The 14,713-nt window shown below is 69.1% G+C and carries 14 protein-coding genes; 8 read left to right on the top strand and 6 right to left on the bottom strand.

What is annotated here, in order from left to right; all coding sequences use genetic code 11:
• Positions 1-24: 24 nt before the first annotated feature.
• From AB0E69_RS06360 to AB0E69_RS06350, 3 genes are all read left to right on the top strand, one after another.
• Positions 25-1,347, top strand: coding sequence for an EsaB/YukD family protein (locus AB0E69_RS06360; RefSeq protein ID WP_360140534.1), 1,323 nt, complete (start codon positions 25-27; stop codon positions 1,345-1,347).
• 12 nt (positions 1,348-1,359) lie between these two features.
• Positions 1,360-2,670 carry a hypothetical protein gene (locus AB0E69_RS06355; protein WP_360140531.1) on the top strand — a complete coding sequence of 437 codons (1,311 nt, stop codon included), beginning with the start codon at positions 1,360-1,362 and terminating at the stop codon, positions 2,668-2,670.
• Between the two features lie 103 nt (positions 2,671-2,773).
• Positions 2,774-3,346, top strand: a complete 573-nt coding sequence (locus tag AB0E69_RS06350) for a Rieske (2Fe-2S) protein (RefSeq protein ID WP_360140528.1) — start codon at positions 2,774-2,776, stop codon at positions 3,344-3,346.
• A 56-nt stretch (positions 3,347-3,402) separates the two neighbouring features.
• On the opposite strand, the gene AB0E69_RS06345 is transcribed toward AB0E69_RS06350, so the two are convergent.
• The gene (locus AB0E69_RS06345) at positions 3,403-4,623 is read right to left on the bottom strand and encodes a S8 family peptidase (protein WP_360140525.1); all 1,221 of its coding nucleotides are present in this window, start codon (positions 4,621-4,623) and stop codon (positions 3,403-3,405) included.
• A 149-nt stretch (positions 4,624-4,772) separates the two neighbouring features.
• Complete coding sequence (locus AB0E69_RS06340; protein WP_360140522.1) at positions 4,773-5,228, bottom strand: DUF6194 family protein; 456 nt, start codon at positions 5,226-5,228, stop codon at positions 4,773-4,775.
• An 81-nt stretch (positions 5,229-5,309) separates the two neighbouring features.
• On the opposite strand from AB0E69_RS06340, the gene uvrC reads away from it, so the two are divergent.
• The 3 genes from uvrC to yvcK are packed head-to-tail and all read left to right on the top strand — an operon-like array spanning position 5,310 to position 9,144.
• Positions 5,310-7,334 carry an excinuclease ABC subunit UvrC gene (uvrC, locus tag AB0E69_RS06335; RefSeq protein WP_360140519.1) on the top strand — a complete coding sequence of 675 codons (2,025 nt, stop codon included), beginning with the start codon at positions 5,310-5,312 and terminating at the stop codon, positions 7,332-7,334.
• A gap of 5 nt (positions 7,335-7,339) precedes the next feature.
• Positions 7,340-8,206: an RNase adapter RapZ gene (rapZ, locus tag AB0E69_RS06330; RefSeq protein WP_360140516.1), complete on the top strand. Its 867-nt coding sequence runs from the start codon at positions 7,340-7,342 to the stop codon at positions 8,204-8,206.
• A complete protein-coding gene (yvcK, locus tag AB0E69_RS06325) occupies positions 8,206-9,144 on the top strand; it encodes a uridine diphosphate-N-acetylglucosamine-binding protein YvcK (protein WP_360140513.1) in 939 nt (312 codons plus the stop codon). Before rapZ ends, yvcK begins: the two co-directional genes overlap by 1 nt.
• Here yvcK and AB0E69_RS06320 read toward each other — a convergent pair.
• Genes AB0E69_RS06320 through AB0E69_RS06305 form a run of 4 tightly spaced genes read right to left on the bottom strand, consistent with a single transcriptional unit; the run spans position 9,141 to position 12,369 of the window.
• Entirely contained in the window at positions 9,141-9,893 is a 753-nt protein-coding gene (locus AB0E69_RS06320; RefSeq protein ID WP_360140510.1) for a hypothetical protein, read from the bottom strand. The two genes, yvcK and AB0E69_RS06320, sit on opposite strands and share 4 nt — an antisense overlap.
• Complete coding sequence (locus tag AB0E69_RS06315; protein ID WP_360140507.1) at positions 9,890-10,396, bottom strand: SigE family RNA polymerase sigma factor; 507 nt, start codon at positions 10,394-10,396, stop codon at positions 9,890-9,892. The genes AB0E69_RS06320 and AB0E69_RS06315 overlap by 4 nt, the downstream gene beginning before the upstream one ends.
• 60 nt (positions 10,397-10,456) lie before the next feature.
• Positions 10,457-11,866 (bottom strand): hypothetical protein, encoded by a 1,410-nt coding sequence (locus tag AB0E69_RS06310; RefSeq protein WP_360140504.1) that lies wholly within the window; start codon positions 11,864-11,866, stop codon positions 10,457-10,459.
• Positions 11,863-12,369, bottom strand: a complete 507-nt coding sequence (locus AB0E69_RS06305) for a SigE family RNA polymerase sigma factor (RefSeq protein ID WP_360140501.1) — start codon at positions 12,367-12,369, stop codon at positions 11,863-11,865. Before AB0E69_RS06305 ends, AB0E69_RS06310 begins: the two co-directional genes overlap by 4 nt.
• Before the next feature lie 129 nt (positions 12,370-12,498).
• Here AB0E69_RS06305 and whiA point away from each other — a divergent pair, with 129 nt between their 5' ends.
• Positions 12,499-13,482, top strand: a complete 984-nt coding sequence (gene whiA / locus AB0E69_RS06300) for a DNA-binding protein WhiA (protein ID WP_360140498.1) — start codon at positions 12,499-12,501, stop codon at positions 13,480-13,482.
• A 199-nt stretch (positions 13,483-13,681) separates the two neighbouring features.
• Entirely contained in the window at positions 13,682-14,686 is a 1,005-nt protein-coding gene (gene gap / locus AB0E69_RS06295) for a type I glyceraldehyde-3-phosphate dehydrogenase (RefSeq protein WP_360140495.1), read from the top strand.
• Positions 14,687-14,713 lie beyond the last annotated feature (27 nt).

Genomic DNA, 14,713 nt, shown 5'->3' with positions numbered 1-14,713 from the left:
ACTGAATCGGAACAGGAGCGGAAGATGAGCGTGTACAGCCGGGTCACGGTGATCGGTCAGCGCCGGCGGCTGGATGCGGTGCTGCCCGCCGACGAGCCGCTCGGCGTCCTGCTGCCGGACCTGCTGCGGATGCTGGACGAGCCGCTGCAGCAGAGCCCGCAGCGACGCTTCCTCACCACTGCGACCGGCGCGCTGGTGCCGCCAGAGGGCACGCTCGCGTCCGCGCAGATCATCGACGGCGCGGTCCTGCGACTCGCGTCCGAGGGCGAGCTGCCGCCGCCGCCCACGGTGTACGACGTCACCGAGGAGGCTGTCGGTGACCTGAAGCGCCGCGGTACGACGTTCACGCCGCAGCACCGCCGCGTCCTCGCCGGGGCCGGTCTGGTCTTCTCGATCATTGCCGGTGCGATCTCCCTGCTCGTCGCGGCGCCGAACGGTGTCACCGCGGCCGTGCTGCTGGTGCTGGCGGCGATCTGTGCGTTCGTCGGCATCGCGCTGGGTCGCGCGGGCAACAAGCTGGTCGCGGTCCCGCTCGTGACGGTAGCGACGGTCGTGCTGGCGCTGACGGTCGGCTTCTGGGCGCTGAACGCCGACTGGCAGTTCGGACTCGTCATCACGGTCGGTGCGCTGTGCCTGGCCTTCGGTCCGCTGTTGTACGCCGCCGCAGGGGTCGCTGGAGGCGGTGTCGTCGCCGGTGCGACCGCAGTACTGTTCGTCGCCATCTGGATGGTCGGTGTGGGCACCGGGCTTGCGTCAGAGCGGGTTGGCGCGCTGGCAGCACTGCTCGCGGTGCTGTTGCTGGGTCTGCTGCCGCGGATGGCCCTGGCGCTGTCCGGGCTGTCAGGCCTGGACGACAAGCGCGCCGCTGGTCAGGAGATCATGCGCGGCGACGTCCAGGCCGCCTTGAACGCGGCGCACCTCGGTCTGGCTCTGGCGACCGTGCCGATCGCGGTGTCGTCCGCGGTGGCGGGCATCATGCTGCTGAAGGAGGGCTCTGCCTGGGCGGTCGCGCTGGCGCTGGTGCTGGCGTTCCTGCTGGCGTCGCGGTCGCGGCTGTACCCGCTGGTGACGGAGGTCGCCGTACTCTTCGCGGCAGCCTTCACGATCGTGTCCGGGTGTGTGCTGATCGCTGCTGTGAACGGTCAGGGCGGTGCGTTCATCGCGCTGGGCCTGCTGGTGCTGGTGGCGATGTTCTGCGCGTTCGGTCTCGGTTTCGCACCCGCGGAGCATGTCCGTGCCCGGCTCACGCAGGTGCTCGACTATCTTGAAGTCGGGGCGATCATCGTGACGGTCCCGCTGGCGCTGGGAGTGTTCGGCGTCTACACCAGCCTGCTGCACAAGTTCTGACGACCGGATGGAATGACTGAATCTGACTGGCAGGGTGACATGTTGCGCCGGATGTCGGCGCAGCAACCACCAGCCGACGAGCCGGCCCACCCCGACAACCCGCCCGCGGACGCACCACCTCCCGCGCCGCCTGTCGAGCCACCCGCCCCTGTCCAACCCCAGTCACCGCCGCAGTACCCACCTGCGCAGAACCAGCAGTACCCGCCTCCACCGCCGCAGTACCCACCCCAGTACGAGCCGCAGTACCAGCCAGGGCCGTACGACCAGCAGTACCCACCTCCGCCCGGCCAGGTAGCGCCGTACCAACCGGCACCGTACGAGCAGTACCCCCCGCAGCAGCCCTACTACCCCCAGGAGCAGGCCCCTGCGCAGCCACCTCCTTACCCGGTCCAGGGTTATCAGGAGGTCCCGCCCTACCAGCCACCTCCGTATGACCAGCAGTACCCGCCGCACCACCAGCAGCACCCCAGCCAAGCGCCGTACCAGCCCGTGCCAGGCCCCGACCAAGCCTGGGGCGCGGCGCCGGAGCCGGAGGGTGACTCGGTCTTCCGCCGCTTCCGCCGCATCGCCTCCGAAGCGGCCTACCTGGTCGGCGCCTCCGGCCGCATGCAGCGCGACGTCGACAACATCGCCACCGTCCGCCGCCCGATCGCGATCATGCGCCGCGTCGGCGTCCTCAGCCCGGTCATCAATGCCGGTACGTCGACCCTGACCGCCCTGCTCGCCACCATGCTCGCGACCCAGCGCTCCGACCGGGTCGTCGCGATCGACTGCGACCCGAACGAGGCCGAGCTGTCCCGCCGACTCGAGCTCACCCTCGGCGCCGGCCCGATCGAAGGCGTGACCCTGCTCCGCAGCGACGGCAACGCGGAGGCACTCCGGTCCACGCTGGCCGACGCACAGGGCCAGGGCTCGCGCGATGTAGGCCTCGCAGTCGTGGACTGCCCCGGCAGCATGTACGACGAGATCGCTACCGAGATGGCGTCGTCCGGCCATTGCACGGTCCTCGTGGTCCCGTCCGTCCAGCACGTGGCCCAGTACTGCCTCGGACAGCTCGATCAGCTCACCCCGGACGGGCAGGACGTGCTCCTGACCCGCGGCGTCATCGTCATCACGATGGTCGAGAACGTGGACCCGGGCTCGGTCGGCTGGCTGGTCGAGGCGTTCCAGCAGCGCGGCCTGGACCCGATCGTGCTGCCGTACGACGAGCACATCGCCCAGGCCTGGCCGCTGCACTCGGAAGCCCTGCAGGCCGACACCCGGCGCGCGGTTCTCGACCTGGCCGCTCGCGTGGTCGAAACGGTCACCCGGACCACCACCTAAGTTTCAAATCCCGGTTGACGTTGAACCGAACGCGTCGGCCATCCGTTTGACTCGATACACAGCGTTCAACTACCTGATCGACGGCTCCTGGAGGTCCAGATTCATGAGCGATGACACCATGGCACCCACCACCCCGCAGCAGGCCCCGGAGGCCGGCCCCGAGCTGCGCGACCGGAGGTCGGTGCTCCGCTGCGCGGCCCTGGTCGCGCTGGTGGGTGGCAGTGCTCCGCTCCTGGCCGCCTGCGGTGGCGGCGACGACACCGGCGCCGGTGGTACGTCGAGCTCCGCGCCGGGCACCAGCACGAGTACTGCGTCCTCCCCGAGCGCACCGGCGAGCAGCGCCCCGTCGTCCAGCGCTCCGGCGTCCAGCGCTCCAGCCGGTGGCGGCAAGGTCCTCGGACCGGTGTCCGACGTACCGGTGGGCGGCGGCAAGGTCTTCGCCGACGCCAAGGTCGTGGTGACCCAGCCGACCGCCGGGCAGTACAAGGGGTTCTCGGCGATCTGCACCCACCAGGGCAACCCGGTCGGCTCGGTCGAGAACGGGCAGATCGTCTGCCCGTTCCACGGCAGCCGCTTCAAGATCACCGACGGCAGTGTGGCGAACGGCCCGGCCTCCGCACCGCTGCCCGCCGTCAAGGTGGCCGTGCAGGGCAGCAACATCGTGCAGTCCGCCTGAGCCACTGACGCAGCGATAGGCCCCGGCCGGGTCGGCCGGGGCCCATCAGCTGAGGCTCAGTGCGCGGCGGCCGGGTCGACCTTGCCTACGAACAGCAGCTTGTTCGGCGAGCCGGTCCCTGGGTCGCCGACCTTGTCCGGCGTCGACGCGGTCACCAGCGCGGCGGTCACATCGGCCGGCGTGGCGTCCGGGTGATCGGCCAGGTAGAGCGCGACGCCACCAGCCACGTGCGGCGTGGCCATCGACGTACCGCTCATCTTCGCCGTCGACTCCGGGTCGGTGATCCCGACCGAGGTGATGTCCACGCCCGGCGCGAAGATGTCGACGCACTGGCCGAAGTTCGAGAACGAGGCCTTCGCATCCTTGTCGTCGGTCGCGCCCACGGTGATGGCGGACGGCTCCTTGGCCGGCGAGCTCTGGCAGGCGTCCGCACTGTCGTTGCCAGCAGCAACCGCGTAGGTGATGCCGGCACCGACCGAGGCCTTCACCGCGGCGTCCAGCGCGGCGTCCGCACCGCCGCCGAGGCTCATGTTCGCGACCGCCGGCTTCTTGGCGTTCTTGGTCACCCAGTCGATCCCGGCGACCACGGACTCGGTCGAGCCCGAGCCCTGGCAGTCGAGCACCCGGACCGCGATCAGCTTGGCCGCCTTGGCCAGGCCGTACGTCGTGCCACCGATGGTGCCGGCCACGTGGCTGCCGTGGCCCATGCAGTCGACGCCGTTCTGGCCGTCGCCGACGGTATCGGTGCCGACCGAGGCGCGGTCGCCGAAGTCCTTGTGCTTGGCGTAGATGCCGGTGTCGATGATGTAGACGTTGACGTTCTTGGCGTCCGTGGCGGGCTCGTACTTCTTGTCCAGCGGCAGGTCGCGCTGGTCGGCCCGGTCCAGGCCCCACGGCGGGTCGTCCTGGGTGGCCTTGACCTTCTGGTTCTGCTGGACGAACGCGACCCGGGAGTCCGCGGCCAGCTTCTTGGCCTGGTCCTCGCTCATCGCCGCGGAGAAGCCCTTGATCGACGCGTCGTACTGGTCGCGCACCTTCACGTCGTACCCGGACGCCAGGCTCTGCGTCGTGGCCCGGGTCTGCGCGCGCGAGCGCTGGCCGGCCAGAACGACGATGTAGCTGCCGGGGATGGCGTCCGCGGTACCGGCGCCGCGGATCGACACGCCGCTCGGCTGCGCAGCGTCACTGCCGGTCGCGGTGGCGACGGCGCCGGTGACGGCGAGCGCCGATGCCGCGACGACGCCGATCAGGCGTGGTCTGCGAAAACTTGGGAACATGGGCGGAACTCCCTCGAGTCGACGCAAGGCCTTGTTGCCTCACGCAAAGGTCCTGCGCATCTACCCTGAGTCACACGCTAGAGACCACGCTCATCCCAATCGGGGGTCAAACCGGCCTTATGGGACAAGCCGCAACACGACCGCAAGGTTCACGCCGTGTGCCGCGCCTGGTGGTTGGCGTACTTGCGCGCGGCGAACGCATGCGCCTCGGCAAGCAACGGGACCAACGGGTCCAACTCGGCCGGGTTCACCACTGCTACCCAGTACTGGGATGCATAGAACGGGTGTGGCATCAAGGTGTTTCGTACGGCGTAGTCACGGCCCGAGTCGAGCACCCAGTCGGCGTCACGCTCGGTCGGCACCGCACCGAACAGCGCGGTGTAGGACGCTTTGGTGAGCCCGAGGTTCAGCCGCCACGCGCCCGGCTCGTCGAGCCGCGACACCTTCTCGTAGTGGTCGCCGGTGACGATCGTGGCGAACGGCTGCTGACGCTCCGGCGGCAGGTCGGCGGCCGGGTCGTACAGGTAGAACAGGTCGTTCTGGGCCTCGAGCACCCGGACACCGTCGTACCCGCGGATCACCTGATCGAGTTCGTCGGGAGTCATGCTTCAAGTCTGTCATTGAAGGAGCGGTGGAGACTTTGGGCGAATTCCGGATTTGTCGGCGACCCGAACTAGGGTGGTTGGGTGGCAGATCCGTCCTCGTACCGTCCCGCACCGGGCTCGATCCCCGACTCGCCGGGGGTGTACCGCTTCAGCGACCCGGCCGGCCGGGTCATCTACGTCGGCAAGGCGAAGAACCTGCGGGCCCGGTTGTCGTCGTACTTCCAGGACCTGGTGAACCTGCACCCGCGCACCCAGGCGATGGTGACGACGGCCTCGAAGGTCGAGTGGACCGTGGTCGCCAGCGAGGTCGAGTCGCTGCAGCTGGAGTACTCCTGGATCAAGGAGTACGACCCACGCTTCAACGTGAAGTACCGCGACGACAAGTCGTACCCGTGGCTCGCCATCACCCTCAACGAGGAGTACCCGCGGGTGATGGTCGGCCGCGGCCAGAAGAAGAAGGGCATCCGGTACTTCGGTCCGTACAGCCACGCCTGGGCGATCCGGGAGACCGTCGACCTGCTGCTCCGGGTCTTCCCGATGCGCTCGTGCAGCAAGGGCGTGTTCAACCGGCACCGCCAGATCGGCCGGCCCTGCCTGCTCGGGTACATCGGCAAGTGCGCCGCGCCCTGCACCGGTCAGGTGACGCAGGAGGAGCACCGCAAGATCGTCGACGACTTCGCCGCGTTCCTGTCCGGCCAGACCGCGACGTACGTGCGCCGGCTGGAGCGGGAGATGAAGGCCGCGGCCATCGAGCTGGAGTACGAGCGGGCCGCGAAGATCCGCGACGACCTGGCCGCGCTGGAGAAGGCCCTGGCCAAGAACGCGGTGGTGCTGGGCGACGGCACCGACACCGACGTGATCGCGCTCGCCGAGGACCCGCTCGAGGTCGCGGTCCAGATCTTCTACGTCCGCGGCGGCCGGATCCGCGGTGAGCGCGGCTGGATCGCCGACAAGGCCGACGGTACGGCGACCACCGGAGACCTGGTGTCGCGCTTCATCCAGCAGATGTACGCCGACGACTCGGTCGACGCGATCCCACGGGAGATCCTGGTCCCCGTGGTTCCGGACGACGCCGACGCGCTGACCGAGTGGCTGGGGGGGATGCGCGGCTCCCGGGTCGCGATCCGCGTCCCGCAGCGCGGCGACAAGAAGGCGCTGATGGAGACCGTCGAGCGGAACGCGCTGCAGACGCTGACCATGCACAAGACCAAGCGCGCCAGCGACCTGACCACGCGGAACCAGGCGCTGGAGGAGATCCAGGCCGGTCTCGACCTGCCCGAGGCGCCGCTGCGGCTGGAGTGTTACGACGTCTCGAACCTGCAGGGCACCGAGGTGGTCGCGTCGATGGTCGTGTTCGAGGACGGCCTGCCGCGCAAGAGCGAGTACCGCCGGTTCGTGATCAAGGGCGTCGACGGGCAGAACGACGTCGCCTCGATCGCCGAGGTTCTGACCCGCCGGTTCAAGCGCCTCCTCGACGAGCGCGCCACCATGACCGCCGACGAGGATCCGAACGGCGCGCTGATCGATCCGGAGACCGGCCGGGCGAAGAAGTTCTCCTACGCGCCCGGGCTGGTGGTCGTCGACGGTGGTCCGCCGCAGGTGGCGGCCGCTCGCCAGGCGATGGACGAGCTCGGCCTGGGCGACATCCCGGTCTGTGGCCTGGCCAAGCGCCTGGAGGAGGTCTGGTTGCCGGACGAGGAAGACCCGGTCATCTTCAGCCGGACCTCGGAGGGTCTGTACCTGCTGCAGCGGCTCCGCGACGAGGCCCACCGCTTCGCCATCACCCACCACCGCAGCCGGCGGTCGAAGTCGATGGTCGAGAGCACGCTCGACGACGTCCCCGGCCTCGGCGAGGTCCGGCGGAAGACCCTGCTCCGGCACTTCGGGTCGCTGAAGAAGTTGCGCGGGGCCACGATCGACGAGGTCGCGGACCTGCCCGGTTTCGGGCGCCGGCTGGCCGAATCCGTCGTACTCGCGGTGAACGCTGCCGCAACGAAGGCGGAATCCGGCCGTGCCCCGTCGGTGAACACCGCCACAGGCGAGATACTGGACGACGACGTCCCGGCGCCGGCCGGGGCGCCCGACGGGGATTCCAGGGAGAGCTAGAGCTGATGGACGACACTGGCGGCAACCTCATCATCGTGTCCGGCATGTCCGGCGCGGGACGAAGCTCCGTCGCCGACGTACTCGAGGACCTCGGCTGGTTCGTCGTCGACAACCTGCCACCCATGTTCCTGACCACCATCGTCGAGCAGGTCGTCGGCACCGGTGCGGCGCCGAGGCTCGCGGTCGTCGTCGACGTCCGTACCGGCCTGTTCTTCGACGAGCTGAGCTCGGCCATCCACGACTTGCGGCTGAAGGGTTACAAGCCGCTGACGCTCTTCCTGGAGGCCTCCGACGACGTCATCGTGCGCCGGCAGGAGAGCGTCCGCCGTCCGCACCCGTTGCAGGGCGAGGGCCGGCTGCTCGACGGCATCCAGCGCGAGCGCGAGCTGCTCGGCGACATCCGGGCCGGCGCCGACCTGGTCATCGACACCTCGAACCTGAACATCCACCAGCTCGCCGCGAAGATCGTGAACGCCTTCGGCGACGAGGAGAACGCCGAGCTCCGGGCGACCGTGGTGTCGTTCGGGTTCAAGTACGGCATCCCGGTGGACGCGGACGTGGTCGCCGACATGCGGTTCATCCCGAACCCGTACTGGCAGCCCGACCTGCGGCCGATGACCGGGCAGGACAAGCCTGTGTCAGACTTCGTGCTCGGCCATCCGCTCGCCCAGCAGTTCCTGCAGAACTACGTGGACGTGCTGGACACCCTGCGGACCGGCTACCTGAACGAGGGCAAGCGCTTCGTCACCGTCGCGATCGGCTGCACCGGGGGTAAGCACCGCAGCGTCGCAATGGCCGAGGAGATCGCCCGCAGGCTGCGCGAGAAGGGATCACCGACGTTAGTGGTACACCGGGACCTGGGGCGGGAGTGATGCGGCCTCCGCGGGTAGTTGCGCTGGGCGGGGGACACGGCCTCGCGGCCTCCCTGTCCGCACTTCGGCACGTCACCGACCACCTGACAGCGGTAGTCACCGTCGCTGACAACGGCGGCTCTTCGGGCAGGCTTCGGCGGGAGCTCGGGGTGTTGCCTCCTGGCGACCTGCGGATGGCGCTGGCTGCGTTGTGCCGGGACGACGAGTGGGGCCGGACCTGGGCCGACGTGCTGCAGCACCGCTTCCGCAGCAACGGCGAGCTGCACGACCACGCAGTCGGCAACCTGCTGATCGTGGCGCTGTGGGAGCTGCTCGGCGAGGCCGTCGACGGCCTGGACTGGGTCGCCCGGCTGCTCGGCGCGGAGGGCCGCGTGCTGCCGATGTCCGCCGTACCGCTGGACATCACCGCACGCGTGCTCGGGCTGGATCCGGAGCACCCCGAGGTGATCACCGAGATTCGTGGTCAGGCCGAGGTGGCGACGACCGAGGGACAGGTGGTCGACGTCGCGCTCGACCCGGCCGACCCGCCGGCGTGCCCCGAAGCCCTGGTCGCGATCGCTGAGGCCGACTGGGTTGTCGTCGGCCCAGGTTCGTGGTTCACGTCGGTGATCCCGAACCTGCTCGTCCCCGAGCTGTCCCGCGGCCTCGAGCGGACCAGCGCCCGGCGCCTGCTCACGCTGAACCTGGGGGAGCAGAAGGGCGAGACCGACGGCTTCTCACCCGAGACCCACCTCGAGGTGCTCGCGGCGCACGCCCCCGACCTGCGCATCGACGTGGTGCTGGCCGACACCGATCACGTGCCCGACCCCGCATCGCTGCGCCGTACTGCGCTGTCGCTCGGGGCCGAGCTGGTGATCGCGGACATCGCCGACGACGACCGCTACCTACACCACGCCCCAGACAAGCTGGCAAAGGTCTACCGGGAGATCTTCGCCTAACGCACCGGGATCGTCTTCACGCCCGGCTGTCTGAAGTCCAGCAGTACCTTGCCGTTTCCGTCGTACACCCGGAACAGCGTGCCGGCCGGCACGGTGGCACTGTCGGGCCGGAGCCAGAAGCCGTCCTTCATCGGAACCTCCGATACCTTGCCGTCGGGTGTCTCCATCACGATCAGGCGTGCGGTGGCCGGAACGCCGCCCGTCATCCAGAGCGCCAGGTCGTCCGGTGCCGGGCGTACCGCTCTCCGGCTGTAGAAGGGCCGTCCGCCAGGACCAGTACGGCCGGGCGCGCAATGTGCCACCTGCTTGTGGTCCGGTGGGACCAGCAGTGCGTCGAACTCGGCCCCGGATCCCTGCTTGAGCAGGACCGTCCAACCCTGGATGGAGTCCTGCAGGTGATTGGCGTTGCGGAACCAGTCGTCGAGCGGCAGGCAACGGGCGATGATCTGGTCGTCGCTCACTGGGCTCTGGGCCGGTCCGGGCTGGATGGTCTTACCGGTCTGAGGGTCGAGGGTGAACTTCTGTTCGGAGGTTCCGGCCGGCTGGACCTCAGCCGCCGGACTTGGCAGCAGAGCCGCGACGGCCGCCACGACCGCGGTGGTGCCGACGACTGCGGCGGTCACCACGCCTGCGCGGCGGTACCACGTACTGCGCTCGCCGCGCCGGGTCAGATCCTCCGGCGAGAAGCCCATCGGCCGGTCGGTGTCGTCGGCCGTCTCCTCGAGCAGTCGGTGGATGTCAACGTTCACAGGTGGATCCTCTCGTCGCTTCCGAGGAGCTCGCGGAGCCGGTCCAGGCCGCTCGAGGTCTGGCTCTTCACGGCGCCTGGACTGATGCCGAGGATCTCGGCGGTGTCCGCGATGCTCAGATCGGCGTAGTGGCGCAGGACGACGCAGGCTCGCTGGCCGGGTGGGACGGCAGCCAGCGCCTGGATCACGAGCAGCCGATTGTCGACCGTCCGGCCGGGCTCGCCGGCTGTGCCCGGATCGGCCATCGCGGCGGTGCTCTGTTCGCGGCGCCATGGCCGCTTCGCCTGGTCGAGGACCGCCGACACGACCGCGCGATGGGCGTAGGTCGTCAGCCCCGCCGTGCGGTTGAGCTTGGTCCAGCGCCGATAGATGCGGAGCAACGCGTCCTGGGCCGCGTCCTCGGCGCGATGCCAGTCGCCGCACATCAGGTACGCCGTTCTCCGCAACCGCCGGGCCGCTGCCGCGGCGAACTCGGTGTACTCCGCCTTGTCGGCCTGTCGCATGCGCCCTCCTTTCCGTCGGTCGTCTGATGAACGACGACGACCAACGGAAAGGTTGGCTCCTCAGTCGAAGTCCGCGTCGAGCTGCTTCTTCTCGTCGTACACTTTCTTGCCGTTGGCGTCGTACCCACGGACGCGGACGGTCTGCAGGTCCGAGTTCCCGCCGGTCAGGCCCCAGATGTAGTAGCCGTTGGACATCAGGGCCCGAGTCGGGCCCTCCTTCGGCAGGTCGACGATGATCTGCGCAACCTTCTCGGGGACCATGCCCCACTCGAACGCGTCGTGGAACTTGCCGTTGGCCTGGACCTTCGAGCGGCCGTAGTCGTACGGCCCCTTGGCCGACGTGCCGAGCATGTGACACCAAGCCGCGGTGCGGCCGTCGGGGGAGACGAGCAGCGCGGTGAGTTTGTTGCCGGTGCCGGTCTTGAGCGGGACCGTCCAGTCCATGCCGACGGGCAGCTCGGCGCCGCCGACTCGCTTGAGGTCGATCGCATCGACGGTCGCGCACCGGGTCCGGACCTGGTCGTCGGTCAGCGGACTGACCGGCGGCGGGGGAGCGAGCTTCTTCCCCGTCTCCGGATCCTTGGTGAGCAGGACCTTCGGCTCGATCGGCGCGACGGTCTTCACCGAAACGTTCGCCGGGACCGGGGTCTCCTTGTACTGCGGAAGGTTCGGCGGTTTGCTCACGAACGTCCAGAGCTGTCTGCCGTTGGCGTCGAACGCGCGGATCCGCTTGATCGGGCCCGACCCGTTGCGGTTCCCGGTGTAGCCCAGGGCGTAGAAGCCGTCGGACCCCACCAGCGCTTGACGAACCGGCCCTTGGGCCGTGTCCACCAGGACGCGCTTCGCTCCCGGCACCGGGATCCACACGCCCGCCTCCACGGCGTCCGGCTGCTTGGTCGCGCTGAAGTCCATCACGTGCGTCGTGCTCTGCCGGCCGTTCCTGACGGGCCTGTCGGCCGCGTCCATCGTGCAGGTGGACACGATCGACTTGTCCGGCGCGAGGAACATTGCCTCCAGCAGGTTCTCGTCGCCGCTCTTCACCACGACCGTCCAGGTGCCGTTGATCGGACCGGCCTGGTCCCAGACGTTCGCGTTGTGCTGGTGGAGGAAGTCGACGTTCTCCTGGTCGTACTGCTTGCAGCGCTGCAGCACCTCGGCGTCCGACAGCGGGCTGACCGGCGGCGGCGCCCCGATCGTGTCGCCGGTCGCGTGGTCGACGACTTCGCCGTTCGCCTTGATCGTGATGGCCGGCTTGTCGGCCGGGCCGACGCCCTCGGTGCGGTGCGCGGACCAGGCCGCGATCCCGCCCACGATCGCCGCGGTCGTCAGTACCGCGGTCGAGACAGTCGCGATCCGGCTCCTCCGGACCGAGCGCCGGGCGCGGACCAGGATGTCGTCGACCTCGGTCCGCAACGGCCGGCCGGAGTCGTCGGCGGCGGCCGCGAGCAGGTCTTCGATGTCGTTGGTCACGAGGCGCTCCTTTCGGTCTGGTCGAGGAGTTCGCGGAGCCGGGCGAGGCCGCGTGACGTCTGGCTCTTCACGCCGCCGGTGCCGATGCCGAGGACGTCGGCGGTCTGTTCGATGCTGAGGTCGGCGAAGTGCCGCAGTACGACGCACGCTCGCTGGCTGGGCGTCAACGTGGCCAGCGCCTGCACGACGAGGAGCCGGGTGTCGACAGCGCCCGACGGATCGGGCAAGGGCATCGAGGTGTCCTCGACGTCGCTGAGCTGCTCGCGGCGCCAAGGTTTGCGGGCCTGGTCGAAAACCGACGTGACCAGGCACTGGTGCGCGTAGCTGTTGAGTCCCTGGGTGCGGTCGATCCGGTGCCACCTCCGGTACACCTTCACCAGGGCGTCCTGCGCGGCGTCCTCGGCCCGGTGCCAGTCACCGCACATCAGGTACGCCGTCCGCCGCAGCCGACGGATCATGGTCGAGGCGAACTCGGTGAACTCGGCTTCGTCCGGTGCCTTCATGCCCCTCCTCTCACGATGTCGCCGAGGTAACGCAAGCACCACCACCGAAGGTTGCAGTCCTCGTAACCGAAGTGTCCGAACCCAGTTCTACGTCCAAGGGTCTTTGACATAGGTGGGAGGATTCTTCTCATGGCGATGACAGCACAGGTGAAGTCCGAACTGACGAGCATCCAGGTCACGAAACCCTGTTGCCGCAAGGCCGAGGTGTCGTCGATCCTGCGGTTCGCGGGCGGGCTGCACCTGGTGTCGGGGCGGATCGTCGTGGAGGCGGAGCTGGACAGCGGTGCCGCGGCCCGGCGGCTGCGCAAGGACATCGCCGAGATCTTCGGGCACCCGTCGGACGTGGTGGTGATCTCCCCGTCCGGAATCCGGAAGCAGACGAAGTACGTTGTCCGCGTGGTTCGCGACGGTGACGCGCTGGCCCGGCAGACCGGCCTCGTGGACAACCGCGGCCGTCCTGTCCGTGGACTGCCGCCGGCGGTCGTCTCCGGCGCCTCCTGCGACGCGGTGGCGGCGTGGCGTGGCGCGTTCCTGGCGCACGGCTCGCTCACCGAGCCCGGCCGGTCCTCCTCCCTCGAGGTGACCTGTCCCGGCCCGGAGGCGGCGTTGGCGTTGGTCGGCGCGGCCCGGCGACTCGGCATCGGTTCGAAGGCCCGCGAAGTACGCAACGTCGACCGCGTGGTGATCCGCGACGGTGACGCGATCGGCGCTCTGCTGACCCGGCTCGGTGCGCACGAGTCCGTGCTGGCGTGGGAAGAGCGCCGGATGCGCCGCGAGGTGCGCGCGACCGCGAACCGGCTGGCGAACTTCGACGACGCGAACCTGCGACGCTCGGCGCGGGCCGCGGTGGCAGCCGGCGCGCGGGTCGAGCGGGCGCTGGAGATCCTGGGCGACGACGTACCGGATCACCTGCGGATCGCAGGCAAGCTGCGGCTCGAGCACAAGCAGGCAAGTCTCGAAGAGCTCGGCCAGCTGCACGAGCCGGCGCTGACCAAGGACGCGGTCGCGGGCCGGATCCGGCGGCTGCTGGCGATGGCCGACAAGCGCGCCTCCGATCTCGGCATCCCCAACACCGAGGCCAACCTGACCCCGGACATGCTCGACCCGGCCTGACCAGCAGCGCGCGACGGCGGTTTCCGGAGAGACTTTCCGGAAGGCGCCGTTCGTCGTACCAGCCAGTGGTCTGGTCTGGATCCGTGCAAACGAACGGGTGGTCTCATCTGGACGCTACCAGTTGATCGACTGGGCGGTTGGGCTAGTCTTCGGGCTGTAGCGACAGTCTTGAAGAGCTAGTTCGAGGAGACGCAGTCCTGTGACCGTACGCGTAGGTATCAACGGCTTCGGCCGGATCGGCCGTAACTTCTTCCGCGCCGTGCAGGCGTCCGGTGCCGACATCGAGGTCGTCGCCGTCAACGACTTGACCGACAACCAGACCCTCGCCCACCTGCTGAAGTACGACTCGATCCTGGGCCGCTTCCCGGGTGAGGTCTCCGCGACCGACGACGACATCACCGTCGGCGGTCACAGCATCAAGGCGTTCGCCGAGCGCGACCCCGCCAACCTGAAGTGGTCCGACGTCGGCGCCGACGTGGTGATCGAGTCCACCGGCTTCTTCACCGACGCCACCAAGGCCAAGACCCACGCCGACAACGGCGCCAAGAAGGTCATCATCTCCGCCCCGGCGAAGAACGAGGACCTGACCGTGGTGATGGGCGTGAACCACGACCTGTACGACGCCGAGAAGCACACCGTGATCTCGAACGCGTCCTGCACCACGAACTGCCTGGCCCCGCTGGCCAAGGTCCTGCACGACGCGTTCACGATCGAAAAGGGTCTGATGACCACGATCCACGCGTACACCCAGGACCAGAACCTGCAGGACGGCCCGCACAAGGACCTGCGCCGCGCCCGCGCCGCCGCGCTGAACATCGTGCCGACCTCCACCGGCGCCGCGAAGGCGATCGGCCTGGTGCTGCCGGAGCTCAAGGGCAAGCTGGACGGCTACGCGCTGCGCGTCCCGGTCCCGACCGGCTCCGCCACCGACCTCACCGTCACCGTCGGCCGTGAGGTCACCGTCGACGAGGTCAAGGAGGCCTACAAGACGGCCGCCGAGGGTGCGCTCAAGGGCTACCTGACCTACACCGAGGACGAGATCGTCTCCACCGACATCGTCACCGACCCGGCGTCCTGCATCTTCGACTCCGGCCTGACCAAGGTGATCGGCAACCAGGTCAAGGTCGTCGGCTGGTACGACAACGAGTGGGGCTACTCGAACCGCCTCGTCGACCTCGTGAAGCACGTCGGCGCCTCGCTCTGAGGATCGCCTGGTTCCCAGCCTGTGCCG

The organism is Kribbella sp. NPDC026611, assembly GCF_040638345.1.
Taxonomy (GTDB): Bacteria; Actinomycetota; Actinomycetes; order Propionibacteriales; family Kribbellaceae; genus Kribbella.
This window is presented reverse-complemented; position numbering and strand designations above follow the sequence as displayed.